The organism is Exiguobacterium sp. U13-1, assembly GCF_001750115.1.
In the GTDB taxonomy this organism is placed as follows: Bacteria; Bacillota; Bacilli; order Exiguobacteriales; family Exiguobacteriaceae; genus Exiguobacterium_A; species Exiguobacterium_A acetylicum.
The window spans coordinates 270,050-292,461 of the sequence record NZ_CP015731.1; the positions used below are offsets into that span (position 1 = coordinate 270,050).

The window sequence follows — 22,412 nt, forward strand, 5'->3', positions numbered from 1 at the left end:
TTTTTCGTAATACTTTTGTAACAAAATAAAAAAACAGGTTGTAGAACGGCTTAGGATAGCCATTTCTACATACCTGTCAGTTTGAGTCACTTAATCGTTTTTTCAAGAATCAATTGACTTCTTTTTACGGAAACGTGCTAAGAATTCATAGACGATCGGCACGATAAGGAGTGTCAACAACGTCGAACTTGTCAGTCCACCGATGACCGTCACACCTAACCCTTTTGAAATCAATGCGCCACCTTCGAGTCCAAGCGCAAGTGGTGCAAGTGCACCAATCGTCGCAAGTGCTGTCATCAAGATTGGACGTAAACGTGTACCTGCTGCATCGAGTAGTGCTTCACGCGTCGATAAACCTTCCGCTTCTTTATGAATGACACGGTCGATCAAGACGATCGCATTCGTCACGACGATTCCGATCAACATCAAAGCACCAATCAAGGATGACACAGAAATCGTCTCTCCTGTAATCAACAGGGCAACCAGTCCACCGATGATTGCGAATGGAAGTGAGAACAAGATGACGAGGGGTGTCAATGCTCCTCCAAACGTAATGACGAGGACGAGATAGACGATCGCTACAGCTGCTGCCATTGCTAGACCAAGCTGTGTAAACGACTCTTGGATTTGTTCTGTGACTCCACCTTGCTCATACGAGACACCTGTCGGACGATCAATGTTTTTAACAGATTTTTCAATCGCTTGAGAAGCCTCTGTTGCTTTATCCGTTTTTAGCTCTGCTGTAACGGTAGCAACGAGCTTTCCATCACGTTCATTGAGCGAATCAGGAGTCGTTCCTTTTTTCACTTCAACGAAATCTGACAGTTTGCGCACGCCAAGCGGTGTCACGACATCCGTCTCTTCCAAGTCTTGAACGGAATCATATGTCGTTTGTTCGTTTGGAACGATGACATCGAGTTCCTTTCCATCTACCTTAATAGTAGAAAGTGGTTTTTCTTCTCCTTGGACATTGGCAATGCCTTGCGCAAGTTGTGCTGTTGAAACGCCGAATTCAGCCGCTTTTTGCTGATCGACTTCGAACGTATATTGCGTATAAGCTTCTTTTAAATCGGTCGTTACTTTTCGAACATACTTCGATTCACCTTCGATGGCGTCGACGAATTTCGGCGTTACTGCTTCTAAGTCTTCAATATTATTCGCAAAGATTGAATACGAGACGCCTGACGAAGCTGCGCCACCACTAAAGTCTTGCTCTTTCCATTCTCCTGTCGGAATGTCAGCATTCAGCTGTTTGATGGCTGTCTGTTTAACATCTGCGAAATCTTCCGTATCTGGATTGTATTGAACGATGAAGACACCTTGTTTCGTGTTCCCTGGATTCAATGGATTTTCTCCACCGACAGTAAACTGAAGATTATCGATATTTTTTTGTTTGTTGAAATAATCTTCTGCTTGATCAGCTGCTTTTAACGAATCATCTAGCGTTTGACCTGGTTTTGGATTGTACGTGACGTAGAGTGTCTTTTCTCCTTCTTGATTCAAGAAGTTGACGCCAATCGTTGGTACGAGAGCAAAACTACCAATCAATAGTAAGACTGAGAGACCAAAGACGATAAGTTTATGGTTGAGAGACCAATTCAGCATACGGCGATATCCATTCGCTAGCTTTCCGCCCTCTTCTTTTTCCGGTTTTGGTGCTTTACCACGCTTAAAGAGCGAATCGGCGAACATCGGAACGACCGTAACCGCAACGATCAAGGACGCGAACAGTGCAAAGACGACTGTCAAAGCAAATGGTAAGAAGAGCTCCCCAACGAATCCCGTAACGAATCCGAGTGGCAAAAAGACCGCGATCGTGACAACTGTCGACGATGCGATTGGAATGAAGACCTCTCGTGTTGCACTGATGATCAGTTCTTTTCCTTTTAACTTTTCCGTCGGATCCGTTAAACGACGATAAATATTTTCGATAACGACGATAGAATCATCAACGACTCGACCAATCGCGACTGTCATGGCTCCGAGTGTCATGATGTTCAAGGAAATATCCATCTGCTTCAGCACAAGGATCGCCATCAGAAGTGATAACGGAATCGAAATAACAGCGATGATCGTTGATTTGATGTTTCGTAAGAACAGCAAGATGATGACGATCGCAAATAATGCACCAATCAATGCTTTACTGATCATCGTCGAAACGGATTCCTCAATTGGTTTTCCTTGATCAAGTGTCACAGATGCATTGACCGAACCGTTTTCTTTTTCAAAGTCTTTGATCGTTTGCTTCACTGCATTGACGACATCGACTGTATTCGCATCTTGCGACTTCGTTACTTGAACACCGATTGATCGTTCACCATTCGAACGCGAGATCGATTCTTCGATCCCTTTATCTTCGATCGTCGCGACTTGCGACAAGGTGATAGTTGGTACTTGCGTAGGCGCCGTCTGTGTTGCTTGACCTGATGCTGCACCTGTCGATGGTGTCGTTTGAGATGACGCAGGAGCTGACGATGGTGCTTGTCCTGCTTGTCCTGCTTGTCCTGCTTGTCCTGCTTGTCCTGCTTGTCCTGCTTGTCCTGCTTCAGGAGTATTCGATGCTGGTGGTGTATAGGGAAGACGAAGATCTTTTAATTCCTTGACCGTCGTTGCTTTTCCATCTAATACGACTGCTTGTTCTTTATCTCCTAACTCGTACAAGCCAAGCGCTAAACGGGAATCATTAGCTTGGATCAATTGTTTCGCATTCTCTTCGGTTAGACCGTAACGTTCGAGTTTTTTCTCATCGAAGCGAATTTCGATCCGGCGAATCTCTTGACCCGCGACTTGAACCGTCTGCGCCCCTTCGATTCCTTCAAGCTTCGGTTGAAGTTCGTTTTCAACGAGTTTCGTCAACTCAGACAGGGAACGTTCCTTATCCGAAACGGCAAAACCGATGACCGGGAAGGCATCAAAGGAAATCCGGGATACTTGTGGTTCCTGAACACCTTCTGGCAGTTCGACGTTTGAAAGAGCTTCTTTTACTTTTTGCTCGGCTTCTTCCATATCCGTACTGAAGTTATAGTCGATTTGCAGGTTCGATGCATTTTGGAAGGACGTTGAACGTACTGTATCGACTCCTGATAAATTTTCGACCTTACTTTCAAGTTCTCGACTGACTTCATCTAGAACTTGTTCTGGTGTAGCACCTGGATAAATCGTCGTCACCGACACTGTCGGTGTCGTGATGTCTGGCAATGTCTCGAGCTTCATCGATGTTCCCGCATAAATACCGGCAACCGTAATGATGATCGTCATAAGCCAGAGGGCAAACTTATTGTTCACCGAAAACTGGATGATCTTTTTCATCGTATGGTTCTCCCTCACTCTTCAATTTGTTTATCTAGTCGTCGTGCACGTTCTATTAATTGCTGAATCAATCGTTGTCGCACATCTGGAGACGGCGCACCGAACTGAAAATGCTCGGACAATTTCAAACCATCCAATGTAAAACGAATCGATAATACTTCAACCGAATCCATCTGTTCTGTCAGTTGGCGGAAGAATTGCTCCGCTTGTCGCTTTCGTTCCTCGACGAACGTCGCGTGATCCTTTAACAAGGACAATAAATAAAGAAGCGCATCCATATCGAGATGGAACTCCTCTTGCTGCTGGATTTGCAACGTCACGAACGCTTCCATCGGTCCCATCGTCAACTGATGCTGTTCATATAGTTCAAATTGACGTGCTTCCTGCGCCTCGATGACACCCATTAATAAGGCTTCCTTCGAAGCGAAATGATACAGCAATCCACCTTTTGAGACATTCGCTTGTTTCGCTACTTCTTCAAGCGTCAATTGGGTGAATCCTTGTTGCAAAATGATCGTCGTCGTTGCTTCAAGAATCCGACGCCGTGTCTCTTGCGCTTTTGCACTAGCCAATAGTCTCCCCCTTCCCTCATATTACTGTACCGTCTGGACGGTTTCTTTTTACAGTGTACGAATTTTGATTTCAAGATGCAATCGCTTTGCTTATGTTTCACGTGAAACTTTCGTGAACGAAAAATCGCTTGCGTACGATGATATACGCAAACGATTTTAAATACATTATTCTTCTGTTTCGCGTGCACTCTCTCGCAGTGCCGCTTGCATCGTATCGAACAGCTGACGCTCGCGTAGCACTTGGACGCCACGATCCGTTGGTCCACCAGGTGCCGCAACATTGGCAATAAGACGATCCGTACTTGCGTCGGAGCGCATGAGAATTTCGGCTGAACCTTTCATCGCTTGAGCAACGATTCGACGTGCATTTTCTTCTTCAAAACCAGTATCCGTCAAAACCGGCACCATGCCAGCTACGATTTCATAGAAGAAAGCAGGACTACATCCAGCTGCCGCCATGAATGCAGGCATCGTCGATTCATTTGCTTCCGCAATTTCTCCGACGCGTCCAAATAATGCCTCGACTACACTTCGGATCTCTTCATTCACGCGTGAGCCGAACCATAGTCCAGTCATTCCTAAACAATGTGCGACGGGAGTATTCGGCATGGCAGCGACTGTCGGACGTTTTGCCAACCGTTCGATTTCATGTGGTGTAATGTGTGCGGCAATCGAAACAATAGTCTGATTCGTCCATTCTTGATTCGCTATATAGTCGAGTACACCATCGGGTTGCATGCCCAGCATGACGATATCGTATAAGGAGACGTCCTCCTGCTCGACCGTCTGAACACCATGTCGCGCTGCGACTTCTGTCAAACGTGCCCCGCCACTCCGATTCGTCATCGTGATATCTTCTCGTGCAAATCCAGAAGCGACCCACCCTTGAACGAGTGCCTCACTCATCGCACCGGCTCCTACTACTAACAATTTCATCGTCTATCCTTCCTTTCCCTCAAAAAAAGACCAGTCATGACTGGTCTTGTGCGGGTCCATTATACACGAACGGCTAAATCTTCGACAGCAACGACACGAAGTCCCTTGTCGTCAAGTTTCTTGACGATTTTTTTCTTCGTCTTCTCGTCACAATCCGTCGGTAATGTAATCAATACACGACGCATGACGCTACTCTTCGCATCGAGCGTCATCAGACTCGCGACCGTCGAATATTTGTTGACGATCTTCGAAATTTTCTCAAGTGCCCCTTTTTGTTCACTTAAAGCAACTGTCAGGACGTAACTTCCAGAATCACGGTTCCACGCTTCTTCAAGCATTCCGAGCATTTTTCCGTGAGGCAGGATGCCGAAGAAATGACCGTCGTCATTTAGTACAGCGATATACGGCAATTCCTTGATCGAGAAGAAAACTTCAAAGAAATTACTTCCTGTATAGATGTATTTGGATGTATTCTTAATCAGCGACATGACGTTGTCGTCTAAGCTGCCACCATTCATCCCATGCCGATAGATGTGCATCTTATAGATGTTGCCCTTGAAGTCCTGTCCTGATTGATCAAGGACTGGAACACAGCGGTATCCTGTTTTTTCAAGTGTGTCGAGTGCTTCACGAATCGTCGCTGTCTCGGAAATCGTGACACATTGATGCTTCGGAATACATAAACTTTGTACGAGCATAATAAAATCCTCCTCTTTTACCTGATTACGCAGACTTAATCATATCATTCGATTTTCATGCGCCATATCCTCTTTTCCCACTTCTGATGCGCTTTTATTCTTACAATCACAAGACAATCTCTTGAAATCACAACGTAATCCAACTCATTTCAATCAAGTACACTTCATTTTTCCCATTGTCAGACAATTTATTAAATCTACAATCAGCTTCATATTAAGATTTATTAAGATTTCGTAAAGACGCTTCATAAATGTATTCTTTTACAATACCGTCTGCTACAATCGAACTCGTGAAGTTACTTCACTATTCTATTCTTGTTCTTAATATGGAGGCAGAAGAAATGTTTAGTAAAAAACAAGATCCATTTGCAGTGAAATTATCAGAAATCGCAGGACACTTAAAAACGACTTCGCAATTCTTCGTTGACTTTAAAATCAACGGCATCGCGGATGTAAAAGAATTTGCCCATAAAGTAAAAGACTTCGAAACAGCTGGGGACGATTTGATGCACCAGTTGATCATCGACTTGAACAACGCGTTCATCACACCAATCGATCGTGAAGACTTACTCGCACTTGCTAACGCACTTGATGACGTCTTAGATGGCTTTGAAGAATGTTCAGCGATCTTCGAAATCTACAATATCGTTCAAGCAGACGAGCACATGATCAAGTTCGTCGATGAAATCAACATCGCTGTCACAGAACTCGCGATGGCAATGGATCTTCTTGTTGCCCGTAAATTACAACCGATGCGTGAACACGTCATTAAAATCAAAGAGCAAGAGACGATTTGTGACAACCTACGCCGTAAATCGATCAAAGCATTGTTCGCAACAGAAACAGATCCAATTAAAATCATTCAATACAAAGAAATCTATGAATCGCTCGAATCAATCGCGGACTACTGCCAAGATGCAGCTAACGTCATTGAAACGATCATCATGAAAAACGCTTAAGTGAGGAGCTAACGAGATGGATAGCCTGTTTATCATCACCGCCATAATCGTGATTCTCGCACTTAGCTTCGACTTCATCAACGGTTTCCACGATACAGCGAACTCGATCGCGACTTCGGTGTCGACTCGTGCTTTGAAACCACGTCATGCCATCATCTTGGCTGCATCGATGAACTTCCTAGGTGCAATCACGTTCACTGGAGTCGCAAAAACGATCTCTGGTGACATCGTTGACCCGTCAACACTTGAACATGGTAGCTACGTCGTTATCGCTGCCTTGATTTCAGCCATTGCTTGGAACCTTTTGACTTGGTACTTCGGTATTCCGTCAAGTTCTTCGCATACACTGATCGGTTCGATTGCTGGTGCTGCTGTTGCCTCTGTCGGATTCGGAGGAATCGAAGCAAAAGGCTTCTTGAAAATCGTTCAAGCCTTGCTGATTTCACCAGTGCTTGCATTCACACTCGGTTTCATCGTTTATGCAATCTTTAAAGTCATCTTCAAAAAAGGAAACTTGGCGAAGACGAATCGTCGCTTCCGTCATGTTCAAATTGCAACCGCTGCTTTGCAGTCGTATACACACGGTACGAACGACGCACAAAAAGCGATGGGTATCATCACGCTTGCTTTGATCTCATCTGGTTATCAAACAGATCACGAAGTTGCGACTTGGGTTAAACTCTCATGTGCGATTGCGATGGGTCTCGGAACATCTGTCGGTGGATGGCGGATCATCAAGACCGTTGGTGGTCAAATCATGAAAATCCGTCCGGTCAACGGGGTTGCAGCTGACTTAACATCAGCAGCGATCATCTTTGGTGCAACGGCGATTCATCTTCCGGTTTCAACGACACACGTCATCTCTTCTGCCATCTTGGGTGTAGGTACATCACACCGTAAGAAAGGTGTAAAATGGGGAACTGCACAACGTATGCTCATTACATGGGTCATCACATTGCCGATTTCGATGGCTTTCGCTGCCTTGATCTACTATATTCTCGACTTCTTATTCATTAAATAAGTACTTGCCCCGCCTACTCAAAAGAGGTGGGGTTTTGTGTACGTTAGAAGCGTCGACAGTTGTTGTTTTTCCCATAATTCGCTATGATGAAGAACAAGAAGGATTGTCTATTTCTTTAGGAGGAATGCCCCATGACAAAACGTAAAGCCTTAACGATTGCTGGTTCCGACACGAGTGGTGGAGCTGGTATTCAAGCTGATTTGAAAACATTCCAAGAACTTGGTGTCTATGGAATGAATGCTTTGACGGTCATCGTCGCACAAGACCCTGATCACTCTTGGCACCATGCGGTTTACCCAATCGACACAGAACTCGTCCGGACACAAATCCACACGGTCCTTGGAGGTATTGGTGTTGATGCGATGAAGACGGGTATGCTCCCGACTGTCGAAATCATTGAAGCCGTTGCTGAGAAAATTAAATCATCCGGCGTTCAAAACGTCGTGATCGATCCTGTCATGGTCTGTAAAGGCGAAGACGAAGTGCTGAACCCTGATACGGCAAACGCACTCCGTGATGTCTTGACGCCACTTGCAACGGTCGTCACACCGAACGTCTTCGAAGCCGGACAACTGTCGGGTCTTGGCAAGACACCAGCAACGATCGACGAGATGAAACTTGCAGCAGCACGGATTCACGAAAAAGGTGCGCAATACGTTCTTGTCAAAGGCGGCAGCAAGATTGACCATCCACAAGCAGTTGACGTGCTTTATGACGGAAAAGAGTTTATCCTGATTGAGGACGAACGAATCGAGACACCGTACACGCACGGTGCCGGCTGCACGTACTCTGCAGCAATCACGGCCGAACTCGCAAAAGGTGCATCGGTAGAAGCTGCTGTCCGTACAGCAAAATCTTTCATCACTTCTGCGATTCGTCATTCATTCCGTTTGAATGAATACGTCGGACCAACTGATCACGCTGCACATCGTACAGTCCAGTCTTGATCCGCTTAAGAAGTCCGCGATATCCGCGGACTTCTTTCTGTATAGGAGAGGAGAAAAGTTTATGCAAGCCATTGATTTACAAGAAATACAGCGTTATATCGACGAACATGCGAATACACCTCTGTATGTTCACGTCGAGACGACGAACGGTGCCTACGCGACGCACCAAGATCCAACTTTCCATAGTGCAGGGATGTTTTTCCGTAATGCGGAAATCACTTATGAACGTGGTCTGATCACAGGAAACGGACCTTACCGGATCGGTTTGAAACTCGCACACGGCTGGTTATACGGTGAAGGATTGACTGACTTCGAATTTGCTGGGGATCAATTATTGATTGCCGGTCACGATATCGAAGGACGTCTTGCAATTGCTTTTGAACTTAGCCCGACACCGTTCGCTCAAGGTGCAGAGGAGGTAGACGCATGACACACGAAGATCATTTACTCGTCGTCTTCCCTCACCCGGATGACGAAGCCTTCAGTTCTGCTGGTACGATCATCGAGCACGCTGAAAATCGTGGTCCTGTCACATACGCTTGTCTGACGCTTGGTGAGATGGGACGTAACATGGGACGCCCTGTCTTTACGAACCGGGAACAGCTCGCAACGATTCGTAAACGTGAGTTGATCGATGCTGCTGCGAAAATGAAGATTTCGGATCTTCAAATGTGGGGACTTCGTGATAAAACTGTTGAATTTGAGGATGAAGCAGCACTTGCTGACCGTATTCTTGCCTTGATTCAACAAACACGACCAACTCGTTTGATTTCGTTCTATCCGGGTTACGCGGTCCATCCCGATCATGAAGCGACAGCTCGCGCCGTCGTTCGTGCCCTTCGGATGATGGATCCTGCTGATCGTCCAGAGTTTCTTGCGGTCGCTTTCGCGAACAATACGAAAGAAGAGCTCGGCGAAGGAACGTTCATTCATGATGTCAGTGCCTATACGGATCAAAAGATCAAGGCACTCGAAGCTCACGCTTCACAAACAGGTGGTCTGATGAAAGTCATCTCGGAAGACTCGAATATCCGTGACTTGCTCGTCAAAGAACGCTACTACCACTATCCACTTTAATCTTCTTGCAAGAGATGCATACCGTCCGAACGACGATATGCATCTCTTTTTTTGTCTTCATCAGAAAACGTCGACTTTTTCAATAGCTTCTGCTAGTGTGAATAGTTGAGACTAAGTCTCCGGAGTTCGTAACCTCCTCCGTTACAAAAACTAGGAATGGAAGTGTACATTATGAAAAACGAACGTGCTCTTGTCGTCTTTAGTGGCGGCCAAGACTCAACGACTTGTTTGTTTCAGGCACTGAAACAATACGAAGAAGTCGAAGTCGTGACGTTTAATTACGGACAGCGTCACGCACAAGAACTTGAAGTCGCACGCGACATCGCCTCTGAGCTCGGTGTCAAACACCATGAGCTTGATCTCTCTCTTCTCAGTCAACTGACGAGTAACGCCTTGACTGACCACAGCCAAACCATCACGACGAACGAAGATGGTCTTCCTTCTACTTTCGTAGATGGACGGAACCACCTGTTTCTTTCGTTCGCAGCCGTCCTTGCGAAAGGACGCGGAATCCGTCATATCGTCACTGGCGTATGTGAAACGGACTTTTCCGGTTACCCTGACTGCCGTGATGCCTTCATCAAGTCACTCAACGTGACATTGAACCTTGCGATGGACTATCCATTCGTACTTCACACGCCACTCATGTGGCTCGACAAAAAAGAGACGTGGGCGCTTGCCGATTCGCTCGGTGCGTTTGATTTCGTTCGAAATCGCACGTTGACGTGTTACAACGGCGTCATTGGAGATGGTTGCGGCGAATGCCCAGCTTGTGAATTACGTAAAAATGGCTTAGATGCATACATCAAGGAGGTTCAACACACATGACATTCAATTACGAAGCACCTGAAACGGTCGAGCGCCCGACTGGCGACTCGCTTATCTATACGAAATCCCGCGTCATGATCGTTAAAAAATTAACGTTCGATGCAGCGCATCATTTATATGATTACGATGGAAAATGCCGTGCCCTTCACGGTCATACGTACCATGTCGATATGGGAATCAGCGGTTTTCTGGATCACCGCGGTATGACACTCGATTTTGGTGATCTTAAGAAAATCTTTAAAACACATCTCGAACCACTTCTCGATCACCGTTATTTAAATGAATCATTACCATACATGAATACGACAGCTGAAAACATGGCAGCTTGGATTTTCGAGACGCTCGGACAACACCTTCCAGACGAACGTGGACTCCGTGTCGAATTCGTTAAACTCTATGAGACACCGACTGCTTTTGCTGAAGTTCGTCGTGAGTGGATGAACGAAGCATGAGTGCCTTAACGAAAACACTAAAAATTCCGGTTCTCGAGATTTTCGGACCAACATTTCAAGGAGAAGGACGATCGATTGGTCAAAAGACGGTGTTCGTCCGGACCGGCGGATGCGACTACTCCTGTTCGTGGTGTGACTCCGCCTTCACATGGGATGGCTCTGAAAAACCAGAACTCTTGACGGCAGAGACGATCGTGGAACGCCTTGATGCACTCGGCTCTTACGGACATGTCACGATTTCTGGTGGGAATCCGTTACTTCATGCATCAATCGGCACACTGGTTACGGCATTAAAAGAACGAAACATCACGATGTCCGTTGAGACCCAAGGTTCTTACTGGCAAAATTGGTTGCTTGATATCGATGATGTCACCCTTAGCCCTAAACCACCTTCAAGCGGGATGAAGATTGACTTCGATCGGTTGGATGTCTTTTTCAAACGTTTACCGGAACAACAACGTGCTGTTAAAATCGTCATCTTTAATGAGGAAGACCTTGACTTCGCGGCGATGATTTCAGAACGATATGCGCTAAAGACGCTTTATCTATCGCTCGGTAATCCTGATCCGCACGAAGAAGGAACGATCGCTCCGCGCATGCTACATGATTTAAAAACACTATGGGAACGCGTTGCTCGTGATGAACGCTTTAATCATGCGCGCGTCCTACCACAACTACATGCCCTCGTTTTCGCGAACGATCGTGGCGTCTAAGGAGAAATGATTCATGCGACCTGAAGATTTAAACGACTTATCGTTACTCGGCCAAAAAGCCGTACCATATATTTTTGAATACCAACCAGAAGTTCTCGAAGCGTTTCCGAATCGTCACCCTGAGAATGATTACTTCGTGAAATTCAATGCACCAGAGTTTACGAGTCTTTGTCCGATCACGAATCAACCGGACTTCGCGACAATCTACATCTCGTACATCCCAGACGAAAAACTTGTCGAATCAAAATCACTGAAGTTGTACTTATTCAGTTTCCGTAACCATGGTGATTTTCATGAGAACTGCATCAACGTCATCGGAAAGGATCTCGTGAAATTGATGGAACCTCGCTACCTTGAAGTATGGGGCAAATTCACGCCACGCGGTGGAATCTCAATTGATCCGTACTACAATTATGGGAAGCCTGGTACAAAATACGAACAAATGGCAGAGCACCGTCTATTCAATCACGATCTCTATCCTGAAACGATCGATAATCGTTAAGACGACTAAAAGAGGAACAAGGGGAAATCCCTTTGTTCCTCTTTTTTAATACTCATCAACTAGATGGAAGGTCGATCAAGGACGTGCTATCATGCTGACGGATGACCTCAGGTGGCCAGATATGCCGAATTAAGTGATCCGAAGGGACATGTAAGACACGGGCCAGTCGCTCAATCATTGAAAATGAGGGATGGGCAATGCTACTTTCAATACGCTGGATCATCTCAGGTGTCGTCTCAGTTAACTCTGCTAATGTATGCTGATCTAACTGATGACGTTCTCGTAATGTACGAATTCGCTGTCCGTACTGTCCGATCGGTTGAATCCCTTCTTTCATCCGCTTCAAACATCCTTTCTTCTTTTAAAACTAGACAACGTTCACTGTAGTCTTATTCCCACTTTTTTTAAATCTGAATACCTTTCCGAACTACCAATTTTTAATCTAAATAAAATTTCAAATATTTTTCTTGTAAAACACTAGCTTTTTAAAAAGTTATCGCTTACAATTCTATATGCAAACGGTTGCATTAATCGCTTACATTATTGCACTGTTCTTACACATATTAGAGAAAAAGAGATACAAAAGGAGTGAATGATCTTGAAAAATGCTATTTCGTTCGATTTTTGGCAAAAACTCGGTAAAGCGTTGATGGTCGTCATCGCTGTTATGCCTGCTGCAGGAATCATGATCTCGGTCGGGAAACTGATCAGCATGTACGGAGGCGATATCGCGTTAATGCAAACGATTGCTCGAATCGTTGAAGATTTAGGTTGGGCCATCATTACGAACCTTCACGTCTTGTTCGCCGTAGCGATTGGTGGATCATGGGCAAAAGAACGTGCTGGTGGTGCGTTCGCAGCGTTACTCGCCTTCATTTTGATCAACCGCGTCACAGGAGCTATCTTCGGCGTCAACGCTGACATGATCGCGGATCCAAAAGCAACGGTCGATTCATTGCTTGGTTCTGAGCTCATCGTAAAAGATTATTTCACTTCAGTTTTAGGGGCACCTGCTCTCAACATGGGGGTATTCGTCGGAATCATCTCTGGTTTCCTTGGTGCTGTTCTCTTTAATAAATTTTATAACTTCAGTAAATTGCCAGATGCGCTTGCATTCTTCAACGGAAAACGTTTTGTTCCATTCGTCGTTATCGGTGGATCAGTCGTGGCAGCATTCGCCTTATCACTCGTTTGGCCGTTCGTTCAAGGCTTATTAAATGACTTCGGTCGCTGGATTGCCTCTTCACGTGATTCTGCACCGATCATTGCACCGTTCGTATACGGTACACTCGAGCGTCTATTACTTCCGTTCGGTCTTCATCACATGTTGACTGTCCCGATGAACTACACGGAACTCGGTGGAACGTACAAAATCCTGACAGGTGCTGCTCAAGGATCGACGGTTGCGGGTCAAGATCCGCTTTGGTTAGCTTGGATCACTGACCTTGTTAACTTAAAACAAGCCGGTAACACACAAGGATACAATGACTTAATCAACAGTGTCGTTCCTGCTCGTTTTAAAGAAGGACAAGTCGTCACATCACTTGCTTCATTGATCGGTATTGCTGTTGCAATGTACATGTCAGTTGATGAAGATAAGAAGAAAGCATACAAACCTGTCTTCTTATCTGCTGGACTTGCAGTCTTCTTGACAGGTGTCACGGAGCCAATCGAATTCATGTTCATGTTCATCGCTCCTGTTCTTTACGTCATCTACGCTGTATTGACGGGTGTTGCCTTCGCACTAGCAGATGTCATGCATCTTCGGATTCACGCATTCGGTGCGATCGAACTCTTGACGCGGATTCCATTGATCGCAAAAGCTGGTTTAATTGGTGATTTAATTCGTTTCATCGGTGTCTGTGTGTTCTTCTTCTTCTTGAACTTCTTCACGTTCCGTTTCGTCATCAAGAAGTTCAACTATGCGACACCAGGTCGTAACGGGAACTATCTGGACGATATCAACGTATCTACAACTGAAGCTTCAGGTGAGGCTGCTGCGACATCAGCTCCTGCCGACGGTTCGCAAGCTTCACAAATCATCGATTTGCTTGGTGGACAGCAAAACATCGAGGACGTCGATGCCTGCATGACGCGTCTTCGTGTCACTGTCAAAGATCCAGCGCTTGTTGCAAAAGAAGCAGACTGGAAAGCAAACGGTGCACTTGGTCTGATCCTTAAGAACAATGGCGTGCAAGCCATCTACGGTCCAAAAGCCGATATCTTAAAATCAGATATCCAAGACCGGATCGGCGCATAAACCTGCGAGATTAGGGAACTACCTAAAGGTGAAGCTCTTTTATAAGAGTTTCACCTTTCTTATTTGAAAAACCAGGAGGACCACTCATGCGTCTACTCACATTAAACTGTCATTCGTGGCAAGAAGAACAACCACTTGAAAAATTAAACCAGATCGTCCAACAAATTCTCGCTCAAGATTATGATGTCATCGCACTACAAGAAGTGAGTCAATTGATGGATACACCCATCGTCTATGACGATGTGCGCAACGATAACTTTGCCTATTTGATCCAGCAAGCGTTAAAAGACCAAGGTCAAACCTACTCCCTCGTCTGGGATTTTGCTCATATCGGCTATGATAAGTACGAAGAAGGACTCGCTCTTTTGACGAAACATCCAATCTTAAAATCGGACAGTTATTATGTCAGCCGCAGTCAAGATACATTCGATTGGAAATCGCGAAAAATCGTTCGTGCGACGATCCAAGTCGACGGAATACCGATTACGTTCAATACATGCCATCTTGGCTGGTGGGCAGATGAAGTCGAACCGTTCCAGGAACAATTCAATCATTTGATGGCTCGGATGGATCCACTCGAATGGACATTCTTCCTCGGTGATTTCAACAACGATGCCTTAGAACGAAATACAGGTTATGACTATATGATGCAACGGGGATTGCACGACGTCTTCCTGCTAGCTAAGGAAACGGTTGGAATTGAGACGATCAATGGCAACATCGATGGATGGGAAGACAATCAACAAGGATTGCGGATCGATCTCGTCTTATCGAATCGGAAAATTGACGTCGAACGCGTCGGTGTCGTGTTTGATGGGGTTCACGGACCGGTCGTTTCCGATCACTACGGGGTTGAGGTCGATATTCAAATTCAAAAAAATGAAAATTGATTGTTGACAACGCTTTCTTTTCTCCTTTATGATGAAATCAAATCAATAGTGCGGATTGTGACAGTACGGCTGGCAAGACCGAAATGATGCCTCCTTAGGAGAGGTGTCGTTCGGTCTTGCCTTTTTTTGTCTCATTCAGCACGTTTCATGAAAAAGGAGGATTTTTCCGATGGATTATCAACAAACTGCTAAACGTGTGCTCGAACTCGTCGGTGGACGCGAGAACATCATCACTGCTGCTCATTGTGCGACGCGTTTACGTCTTGTCTTGCATGATGAATCAAAGGTCGATCAAGCAGCACTTGAAGACTTAGATGGTGTCAGCGGCGCCTTCTCAAGTTCTGGTCAATACCAGATCATCTTTGGAACCGGTACCGTCAACAAGGTATTTGCTGCGTTTGCACCACTTGCCGGTGTAAAGGTCGATGGAGAAGAACCACTCGACGTTAAAAAGGCTGCATCGCAAAAATTAAATCCGTTCGCCCGTCTTGCCCGCTCGCTCTCGAACGTCTTCGTTCCACTCATTCCGGCAATCGTCGCAGCCGGTCTTTTGATGGGATTACTCGGTATGATCAAGGCCTTCGGTTGGGTTGACGGTGATTCACCGATCGTCCAACTACTGGATATGTTCTCGTCTTCTGCCTTCATCATCTTACCGATTCTGATCGGTTTCTCGGCAGCTCGTGAATTCGGTGCGAACCCGTACCTCGGTGCCGTCATCGGGGGAATCATGACACACCCGTCCCTCTTAAACCCTTGGACGCTCGGTAATAGTGATCCGGAAGTCATGAAGTTCCTCGGAATGAACATCGAGTTGATCGGTTATCAAGGAACGGTCTTCCCGGTTCTCTTAACGGTTTGGGTCATGGCAAAGATTGAACAACAAGTTCGTAAGCGGACGCCAGAAACACTCGATCTACTTGTCACACCATTCGTCACTGTCCTCGTCACTGGATTCTTGGCATTGATCGTTATTGGTCCGATTGGAACGTTACTCGGAAAAGGCATTTCATTCGTACTCGTCTTCTTCTATGAGCAGTTCTCAGTCGTCGCCGGTCTTCTCTTCGGTGGACTTTATTCGACAATCGTCATCACGGGGATGCACCACAGTTTCCATGCCATTGAGGCAGGATTACTTGCCGACAAGAGTATCGGAAAGAACTTCCTCTTACCGATTTGGTCAATGGCGAATGTCGCTCAAGGTGGTGCCGGACTTGCCGTTTACTTCTTAACGAAGAACGTCAAACTCAAAGCACTCGCCCTACCGTCTGCGTTCTCGGCCTTTCTCGGAATCACGGAACCCGTCATTTATGGCGTCAACTTACGTCTTGGAAAACCATTCATCGGTGGTGCCATTGGTGGTGCGATCGGTGGCGGTTATGTCGTCTTGACACAAGTCGCTGCGAACGCTTATGGATTAACTGGAATTCCAATGATTGCGATCGTCGCGCCACTCGGTGCATCAAACTTGATTAACTATCTCGTTGGGTTCGCCATTGCAGTCGTCACTGCTTTCATCTCGACTGTCGTCTTGATGCGTCTCGATGCACGAAAACAAAAAGAAACGGACGTTGCTGCTTAATCCTTCATGCGACCAAACCGAGTCCTCGGGCTCGGTGGTCGCATTTGTCGGTTCGCAAAGCGCCGGAGTTCGCTTTATAATAGAAGAAAAGACCGGAAAGGAGGACGTCAGGCTGATTATTCATAAAATCCTCAATAACAACGCTGTTGTCGTCAAAGAAAATGGACAGGAACGCATCGTCATGGGACCAGGCATTGCTTTTGGAAAAAAGAAAAAAGATCCGATTCAAGCGACGAAAATCGAAAAAATGTTCATCCCTTCATTTGAAAATGCAGAACAGTTTAAAGAGATTCTGACAACGACACCACTCGAGATCATTGATTTATCGGAACGGATCATCTCGCATGCAGAAGGTGAGCTTCAGACACCGTTTCATGACTATATTCATGTCAGTCTGACGGACCACCTTGCTCACGCCGTACGATTAGCACGTGAACAACTCGTCGTGCATAATCGATTGGCAGAAGAGATTCGCCTTTTGTATGGACCGGAGTATGCAATCGGAGAATGGGCAGTTCTTGAAATCGAGCGTGCTTTACAGGTCACACTACCGAAAGAAGAAGCGGCGAACATCGCGCTCCACTTATATAATGCACGTCAAACGCATCCGAACATGGCTACTGCATTACAAACGGTCACGTTACTCAATGAACTACGTGAACAGATCGAAGTCTTTTTTGGACAAACGATCGAGACCTCATCGATGACGTATTATCGTTTCTTTACGCATATGAAACTGGTCCTCGCCCGGATTGAACAAGGAGAAACCTTACACGACATGGATGATGTGATTTTATCTGCCGTCAAAACACGTTATGCCGAGGCTTATGCCTGTGCGAGTCAAATGGGCAATTGGTTGACTGTCGAACTCGATACACGTGTACCTGAATCAGAAATCGGCTATATGGCTTTACACATCGAACGGATTCGTCCGGATCTTGAAAGGAGTTCTACGTATGAAAATCTTTAGTTTAGGGGAAGCATTGATTGATTTGATTCCTCTCGATGCTGATAACATGACGTTTCAAAAAAATCCTGGAGGTGCTCCTGCCAATGTCTCTGTCGGACTCGCTCGATTAGGTGCTGATAGTTATTTTCTTGGAGCTGTCGGTGATGATTCGATGGGGCACTTCTTGAAAGATACGTTACATCATTATGGTGTTCGTACCGATCATCTCGTCCACGATTCGACGCAAAAAACAGGACTTGTGCTCGTTACGAACGGTCAGGATGGAGAGCGATCGTTCGAGTTCATCAACGCGGAGCGCGCTGATATGCAATTCCACGAAACGCATGTCCCAGAGGATTTCACGTCCGTCGATTTATTACACATCGGTTCGATCTCTTTGATTACTGGAGAATCCGTCAACGCGACACGAAAAGCCATCGCACGTGCAAAAGCACACGAAGTACCCGTCTCTTACGATCCGAACTTACGAGAGTCGTTATGGCCGAATCTTGACGAAGCGCGGACGACGATTCGGTCTGTCCTACCGGATGCACAAATTGTCAAACTTGCTGAGGAAGAATTGACGTTTCTAACTGGACAAACGAATCTTGATGACGGGGCTGCTGAATTGTTAGCTGAATATCCGATTCGTCTTCTTGCCATCACGCGAGGAAGTGAAGGATCGATTCTCTATACGGATCGTGCGATGGCTGTCATCGATGCGATTACGGTCGACGCAATCGATACGACAGGTGCTGGAGATGCCTTCATGTCCGGTTTACTCTACCAGTGTGCGTTACGCGATTTTTCATTTGATTGGTCTGAAGATGAACTTCGCGACATCGGTCGATTCGCAGCAATTTCAGGCGGACTTGCTGCTTCTGTCAAAGGAGCGATGGCTGCTTTGCCAACGCTTGACGAAGTCGCTCATCGCTTGAGTTAAATCGATGACTCATTAGAAATAAGGATGGAGAGATTCCGGACTCAGTGCCGAAATCTCTCCATCCTTTTCGTTTGATTGATGAATCGTTTATTCACTAAGAGCATCGATTAAGGTGTATCGATAAATCGTTTGATTTCATCTAATGACTCGTCCTGTTGTTCTTTTGGCGTTAATGGGCTACTATTGTCTCCCTTTTGTCGACCGTACATACCAAAGTTTGCATGATTCCCTTGCTTGATTTCATGGAATACCGCATCTTTTCGAACGTCCTGTTTACTTTTTTCGATATCAGCGACGGGTAAGACACCATCTCGTCCACCATAAATCGTCAATGAGGGTATATCAATCGAATCAATCGGATAGGACGCGAGAAAAACGATCCCCTTAATTTTCGGATGTTGTTCGACGATCGTCGAAGCCGCGCTTCCGCCGAGCGAATGCCCGATCAAATACCACTTTTTGACCTGCGGATATTCCTCGATGATAGCGAGTCCTTCGTTTGAGTCAAGCAACGCAATTCGAAACGGTAGCTTCGGGATGACGACAAAGTGCCCTTCTTTCGCTAGTTGTTTGCCGTAATAACTGTAAGCCGCTGCATCGACTTTTGCTCCTTGATAAAAAATGAATCCGACGTCACTCGCCTCTTTCCCGAACGTCACTTCACGGGGTGTCTCTGTTTCCACGTAAGATATCGCTTGCGAGGAAGCATCATAATCGAACTGTGCCCAGATCATGAAGGCACATACAAGCAGTGCCAAGAGCGCAGCAATCGTTCCGATGATTCGTATAATCCACTTTTTCATGTCATTCCCTCCCGTTACCGTTATACCCAATATTATGTGTTAAATCACATATGAAAACAAATATTAGAATTTTCAGTCATTGTAAGCATGCCTATCTCTTTTTCATGAATTGGTTTAAGATGAAACCAATATTGTTTTTTCGAAAGGAGATTCACGTTTTGCCGCGTACCCTTGTGTCTACGATTCAATGGTTTTTATTCATCATTTGTACCAACATTGCCCCGCCCCTTGCCATCGCAGCATCGTTTGAACTCTCGGGTGCCGAGACGCTTTCCTTCTTATCTCGTTGTCTATTCGTATTTGCCATCTTAAGTCTCTTTCAAGTCCTGCTCGGACATCGTCTACCGATCATGGAAGGTCCTGCTGGAATTTGGTGGGGTGTATTTGCTCTCTATTCGTCGATTGGTGTCACATTGTACGGCAGTTACTCAAACACGTTACAGTCGCTTGGATTCTTACTCCTACTCAGCGGTATCATCTGTATCGTCTTGACGATGACGGGTGTCTTACGGCGCTTAGTCCCTCTTTTTACACCGCAAGTCATCGGTGTCTATATGCTGTTGCTGTCGGCACAACTGTCCGGATCCGTCATGAAAGGATTGCTCAATATCGAGGATGGACGAATTCAAGTATTACCTGCCGTCATCTCGATTCTGACGGTCTTGATCTCGCTTTATTTAGAACGCAGTGATCGCTTACGCCAGTATGCTTTATTAATCACGCTACTCGTCGGTTGGAGCATGTTTGCATTAATCGGTCGTGCCGAGATGCCAAGCTTTGATGGTCCACTGTTCACTTTACCGAGCTTGTTGCCGTTTGGCGGTATTCATGTCGACTGGAGCTTATTACCGACAGCTCTCATCATCTCGTTATTATTAATGACGAACGTCTTAGCGAACATCAAGGTCATCGAACGGATCATCAGTGCCAAGCGTGGTGAGACCGTCAAAGGACAAGTCGGAACAGCTGGTATCACGGCTGGTATCGGACAACTCTTCGCTGGTCTGTTCGGTACGGTAGGTCCTGTCGCCATTTCCGGAACGGCTGGATTCATCGCCTCAACGGATAACACGGACCGGAAAGCGTTCGTCTATGCGAACATCACGTGTCTCTTCCTTAGTATCGTGACACCATTCGTCGGATTGATCGCTAAAATCCCCGTCGCTGTCGGTTATGCGATGGTCGCACCAATCGTTGCCGGCATGGCAATCATCGGCGTCACGGAAGCAGCCCGTGACTTGAATCGTCAAACGGCGATGATCACGGTTGGTCTCCCGGTCCTCGTCGGTATCGGTGCGTTGTTACTACCGAAAGGAGCAACGGCCGATTTACCACCACTTGTGACGACCCTGATGTCGAACGGTCTCGTCCTCGGAACATTGGTCGCCTTGCTTGCAGAAGGGTTACGCCATATTCGGACGAACGATTAATAAAAAGACGCTTTCTCAATCGAGAAAGCGTCTTTTTCATGCATCAGCGAATGCCGCGCATGTATTTTTGAAGTTTTGGTGCGAAAGCGAACAAGAGTAATCCGAAGATGACGGCAACGATACCCGTGATACCGAAGTACAAAATCTCCGTGTCATTCGTGTAGTATTTAACGATTTGTGCGTTGACTGCTTGACCCGTTGCGTTCGTCAAGAACCACAAACTCATCGTTTGCGCTGAGAAGGCTGCCGGCGCCAGTTTTGTTGTTGCCGATAGACCGACTGGTGACAAGAAGAGCTCACCGATGACGACGAGGAAGAAGCTCAGTGCAAGCCAGAGTGGACTAACTGATGTCTCAACACCGAACAGGATCCCTGGTAGTGTCATGACGATGAACGAAAGTCCTGCGAACAGAAGACCAAACGAGAACTTTTGCATCGTCGTTGGTTGACGGTCACCGAGTTTGACCCAGAAGCTCGCGAACACAGGTGCTAATACGATGATGAAGAGCGGATTCAACGATTGGAAGAACGCTGGTTGAATCTCGAATCCTAAGAATGAAAGGTTCGTCCGTTCACTTGCGAAGATGGAGAGGACGTATGAACCTTGTTCTTGGATTGCCCAGAAAATCGCTGCTGCGATGAAAAGCGGAATATACGCAATCAAACGTGAGCGCTCATCATCCGTGATCTTTGGACTACGAAGCATGACTGTGAAGTAAGCGATCGGAATCAAAATCCCGAGAATCGTGACCATTAAAGTAAAACGAGAAATCGTCAACAGTCCTGTCATCGATGCAACGACACCGAGTACCGCAACGACGACGACAACGATTGATGCGATCGTGATGAAACGTTTTTTCTCGTCCCCTTTTAATGGGTTCAAGACATACGTACCCGCTTGACCGAGGTTTTTCTTTTTCGTCAAGACGAAGACGACAAGTCCTGCGAACATCCCGATGGCAGCGAGTGCGAAACCAGCGTGATATCCACCGCGGTCAGCCACTTCACCGACGACGAGTGGTGAGAGGAATGCCCCAGCGTTGATCCCCATGTAGAAGATACTAAAACCAGCATCGCGACGGTTATCCGTCTTGCTGTACAAATCACCGACGATATTCGATACGTTCGGTTTCAAGAAACCAGTACCGATGACGATGAGTCCCATCGAGATGAAGAGGGCTGTAATGCCTGCTGGTAAAGCAAGGACGATATGCCCTAGCATGATCAAGATACCACCATAGAAGACGGTCCGTGACGTACCGAGTAAACGGTCAGCTACCCATCCCCCAATGATCCCTGACATGTAGACGAGCGAACCATAAACGGCCATGATTGACGCAGCTGTCGTCTTATCAATACCTAGCCCACCATTGGCAACTGAATCGTACATGTAGAAGATAAGGATGGCACGCATGCCATAGTAGGAGAAACGCTCCCAAAACTCAGTGAAGAAGAGGGTGAACAACCCTTTTGGATTCCCGAAGAATCCTTTTTGCGGAACGGTCTTATAGACCTGATCGCGATCAAACTCTGCCATATGA

At 46.2% G+C, this 22,412-nt stretch carries 22 protein-coding genes; 15 read left to right on the top strand and 7 right to left on the bottom strand.

Going from position 1 to position 22,412, the window contains the following annotated elements; genetic code table 11:
- Positions 1–102: 102 nt before the first annotated feature.
- From ESP131_RS01440 to cbpA, 4 genes are all read right to left on the bottom strand, one after another.
- Positions 103–3,309: an efflux RND transporter permease subunit gene (locus ESP131_RS01440; RefSeq protein ID WP_069940088.1), complete on the bottom strand. Its 3,207-nt coding sequence runs from the start codon at positions 3,307–3,309 to the stop codon at positions 103–105.
- Between the two features lie 14 nt (positions 3,310–3,323).
- Entirely contained in the window at positions 3,324–3,881 is a 558-nt protein-coding gene (locus ESP131_RS01445) for a TetR/AcrR family transcriptional regulator (RefSeq protein WP_069940089.1), read from the bottom strand.
- A gap of 165 nt (positions 3,882–4,046) precedes the next feature.
- Positions 4,047–4,817: a pyrroline-5-carboxylate reductase family protein gene (locus tag ESP131_RS01450; protein ID WP_069940090.1), complete on the bottom strand. Its 771-nt coding sequence runs from the start codon at positions 4,815–4,817 to the stop codon at positions 4,047–4,049.
- 59 nt (positions 4,818–4,876) lie between these two features.
- On the bottom strand, positions 4,877–5,515 hold the full coding sequence (cbpA, locus tag ESP131_RS01455; RefSeq protein ID WP_023469717.1) for a cyclic di-AMP binding protein CbpA: 639 nt from the start codon (positions 5,513–5,515) through the stop codon (positions 4,877–4,879).
- A gap of 341 nt (positions 5,516–5,856) precedes the next feature.
- Between cbpA and ESP131_RS01460 the strand changes: the two genes are divergently transcribed.
- From ESP131_RS01460 to queF, 9 genes are all read left to right on the top strand, one after another.
- Complete coding sequence (locus ESP131_RS01460) at positions 5,857–6,474, top strand: DUF47 domain-containing protein (RefSeq protein ID WP_029342919.1); 618 nt, start codon at positions 5,857–5,859, stop codon at positions 6,472–6,474.
- Between the two features lie 16 nt (positions 6,475–6,490).
- Complete coding sequence (locus tag ESP131_RS01465; RefSeq protein ID WP_023469719.1) at positions 6,491–7,495, top strand: inorganic phosphate transporter; 1,005 nt, start codon at positions 6,491–6,493, stop codon at positions 7,493–7,495.
- 131 nt (positions 7,496–7,626) lie between these two features.
- On the top strand, positions 7,627–8,442 hold the full coding sequence (gene pdxK / locus ESP131_RS01470; RefSeq protein ID WP_023469720.1) for a pyridoxine/pyridoxal/pyridoxamine kinase: 816 nt from the start codon (positions 7,627–7,629) through the stop codon (positions 8,440–8,442).
- Positions 8,443–8,503: 61 nt separating this feature from the next.
- Positions 8,504–8,872 (top strand): YojF family protein, encoded by a 369-nt coding sequence (locus ESP131_RS01475; RefSeq protein WP_029342921.1) that lies wholly within the window; start codon positions 8,504–8,506, stop codon positions 8,870–8,872.
- Positions 8,869–9,519, top strand: a complete 651-nt coding sequence (gene bshB2, locus ESP131_RS01480) for a bacillithiol biosynthesis deacetylase BshB2 (protein WP_023469722.1) — start codon at positions 8,869–8,871, stop codon at positions 9,517–9,519. The genes ESP131_RS01475 and bshB2 overlap by 4 nt, the downstream gene beginning before the upstream one ends.
- Before the next feature lie 171 nt (positions 9,520–9,690).
- Positions 9,691–10,347 (top strand): 7-cyano-7-deazaguanine synthase QueC, encoded by a 657-nt coding sequence (gene queC / locus ESP131_RS01485; protein WP_023469723.1) that lies wholly within the window; start codon positions 9,691–9,693, stop codon positions 10,345–10,347.
- Positions 10,344–10,799: a 6-carboxytetrahydropterin synthase QueD gene (gene queD, locus ESP131_RS01490; RefSeq protein WP_023469724.1), complete on the top strand. Its 456-nt coding sequence runs from the start codon at positions 10,344–10,346 to the stop codon at positions 10,797–10,799. The genes queC and queD overlap by 4 nt, the downstream gene beginning before the upstream one ends.
- Positions 10,796–11,512: a 7-carboxy-7-deazaguanine synthase QueE gene (queE, locus tag ESP131_RS01495; protein ID WP_069940091.1), complete on the top strand. Its 717-nt coding sequence runs from the start codon at positions 10,796–10,798 to the stop codon at positions 11,510–11,512. Before queD ends, queE begins: the two co-directional genes overlap by 4 nt.
- A 13-nt stretch (positions 11,513–11,525) precedes the next feature.
- The gene (queF, locus tag ESP131_RS01500) at positions 11,526–12,014 is read left to right on the top strand and encodes a preQ(1) synthase (protein ID WP_023469726.1); all 489 of its coding nucleotides are present in this window, start codon (positions 11,526–11,528) and stop codon (positions 12,012–12,014) included.
- Positions 12,015–12,069: 55 nt separating this feature from the next.
- Here queF and ESP131_RS01505 read toward each other — a convergent pair whose 3' ends face one another.
- Complete coding sequence (locus tag ESP131_RS01505; RefSeq protein WP_029342924.1) at positions 12,070–12,351, bottom strand: helix-turn-helix domain-containing protein; 282 nt, start codon at positions 12,349–12,351, stop codon at positions 12,070–12,072.
- A gap of 255 nt (positions 12,352–12,606) precedes the next feature.
- On the opposite strand from ESP131_RS01505, the gene ESP131_RS01510 reads away from it, so the two are divergent.
- From ESP131_RS01510 to ESP131_RS01530, 5 genes are all read left to right on the top strand, one after another.
- Positions 12,607–14,274: a PTS transporter subunit IIBC gene (locus ESP131_RS01510; protein ID WP_197499334.1), complete on the top strand. Its 1,668-nt coding sequence runs from the start codon at positions 12,607–12,609 to the stop codon at positions 14,272–14,274.
- A gap of 86 nt (positions 14,275–14,360) precedes the next feature.
- A complete protein-coding gene (locus ESP131_RS01515) occupies positions 14,361–15,164 on the top strand; it encodes an endonuclease/exonuclease/phosphatase family protein (protein WP_029342925.1) in 804 nt (267 codons plus the stop codon).
- A 169-nt stretch (positions 15,165–15,333) separates the two neighbouring features.
- A complete protein-coding gene (locus ESP131_RS01520) occupies positions 15,334–16,746 on the top strand; it encodes a sucrose-specific PTS transporter subunit IIBC (protein WP_023469730.1) in 1,413 nt (470 codons plus the stop codon).
- Positions 16,747–16,780: 34 nt separating this feature from the next.
- Positions 16,781–17,716 carry a PRD domain-containing protein gene (locus tag ESP131_RS01525; RefSeq protein ID WP_231925669.1) on the top strand — a complete coding sequence of 312 codons (936 nt, stop codon included), beginning with the start codon at positions 16,781–16,783 and terminating at the stop codon, positions 17,714–17,716.
- Entirely contained in the window at positions 17,703–18,638 is a 936-nt protein-coding gene (locus ESP131_RS01530) for a carbohydrate kinase family protein (RefSeq protein ID WP_047390675.1), read from the top strand. The genes ESP131_RS01525 and ESP131_RS01530 overlap by 14 nt, the downstream gene beginning before the upstream one ends.
- Positions 18,639–18,745: 107 nt before the next feature.
- Here the strand turns inward: ESP131_RS01530 and ESP131_RS01535 are convergent, their stop codons facing one another.
- On the bottom strand, positions 18,746–19,441 hold the full coding sequence (locus ESP131_RS01535) for an alpha/beta hydrolase (RefSeq protein ID WP_069940092.1): 696 nt from the start codon (positions 19,439–19,441) through the stop codon (positions 18,746–18,748).
- 173 nt (positions 19,442–19,614) lie between these two features.
- Here ESP131_RS01535 and ESP131_RS01540 point away from each other — a divergent pair, with 173 nt between their 5' ends.
- The gene (locus tag ESP131_RS01540; protein WP_231681714.1) at positions 19,615–20,871 is read left to right on the top strand and encodes a purine/pyrimidine permease; all 1,257 of its coding nucleotides are present in this window, start codon (positions 19,615–19,617) and stop codon (positions 20,869–20,871) included.
- A 43-nt stretch (positions 20,872–20,914) separates the two neighbouring features.
- Here ESP131_RS01540 and ESP131_RS01545 read toward each other — a convergent pair whose 3' ends face one another.
- Entirely contained in the window at positions 20,915–22,408 is a 1,494-nt protein-coding gene (locus tag ESP131_RS01545; protein ID WP_023469735.1) for a peptide MFS transporter, read from the bottom strand.
- Positions 22,409–22,412 lie beyond the last annotated feature (4 nt).

Excerpts from the sequence above, each read along its gene's own strand:
- ESP131_RS01440 (WP_069940088.1), bottom strand. The coding sequence starts at position 3,309 with ATGAAAAAGATCATCCAGTTTTCGGTGAACAATAAGTTTGCCCTCTGG.
- ESP131_RS01450 (WP_069940090.1), bottom strand. The coding sequence starts at position 4,817 with ATGAAATTGTTAGTAGTAGGAGCCGGTGCGATGAGTGAGGCACTCGTT.
- cbpA (WP_023469717.1), bottom strand. The coding sequence starts at position 5,515 with ATGCTCGTACAAAGTTTATGTATTCCGAAGCATCAATGTGTCACGATT.
- ESP131_RS01460 (WP_029342919.1), top strand. The coding sequence starts at position 5,857 with ATGTTTAGTAAAAAACAAGATCCATTTGCAGTGAAATTATCAGAAATC.
- ESP131_RS01465 (WP_023469719.1), top strand. The coding sequence starts at position 6,491 with ATGGATAGCCTGTTTATCATCACCGCCATAATCGTGATTCTCGCACTT.
- pdxK (WP_023469720.1), top strand. The coding sequence starts at position 7,627 with ATGACAAAACGTAAAGCCTTAACGATTGCTGGTTCCGACACGAGTGGT.
- ESP131_RS01475 (WP_029342921.1), top strand. The coding sequence starts at position 8,504 with ATGCAAGCCATTGATTTACAAGAAATACAGCGTTATATCGACGAACAT.
- bshB2 (WP_023469722.1), top strand. The coding sequence starts at position 8,869 with ATGACACACGAAGATCATTTACTCGTCGTCTTCCCTCACCCGGATGAC.
- queC (WP_023469723.1), top strand. The coding sequence starts at position 9,691 with ATGAAAAACGAACGTGCTCTTGTCGTCTTTAGTGGCGGCCAAGACTCA.
- queD (WP_023469724.1), top strand. The coding sequence starts at position 10,344 with ATGACATTCAATTACGAAGCACCTGAAACGGTCGAGCGCCCGACTGGC.
- queE (WP_069940091.1), top strand. The coding sequence starts at position 10,796 with ATGAGTGCCTTAACGAAAACACTAAAAATTCCGGTTCTCGAGATTTTC.
- queF (WP_023469726.1), top strand. The coding sequence starts at position 11,526 with ATGCGACCTGAAGATTTAAACGACTTATCGTTACTCGGCCAAAAAGCC.
- ESP131_RS01505 (WP_029342924.1), bottom strand. The coding sequence starts at position 12,351 with ATGAAAGAAGGGATTCAACCGATCGGACAGTACGGACAGCGAATTCGT.
- ESP131_RS01510 (WP_197499334.1), top strand. The coding sequence starts at position 12,607 with ATGATCTTGAAAAATGCTATTTCGTTCGATTTTTGGCAAAAACTCGGT.
- ESP131_RS01515 (WP_029342925.1), top strand. The coding sequence starts at position 14,361 with ATGCGTCTACTCACATTAAACTGTCATTCGTGGCAAGAAGAACAACCA.
- ESP131_RS01520 (WP_023469730.1), top strand. The coding sequence starts at position 15,334 with ATGGATTATCAACAAACTGCTAAACGTGTGCTCGAACTCGTCGGTGGA.
- ESP131_RS01530 (WP_047390675.1), top strand. The coding sequence starts at position 17,703 with ATGAAAATCTTTAGTTTAGGGGAAGCATTGATTGATTTGATTCCTCTC.
- ESP131_RS01535 (WP_069940092.1), bottom strand. The coding sequence starts at position 19,441 with ATGAAAAAGTGGATTATACGAATCATCGGAACGATTGCTGCGCTCTTG.
- ESP131_RS01545 (WP_023469735.1), bottom strand. The coding sequence starts at position 22,408 with ATGGCAGAGTTTGATCGCGATCAGGTCTATAAGACCGTTCCGCAAAAA.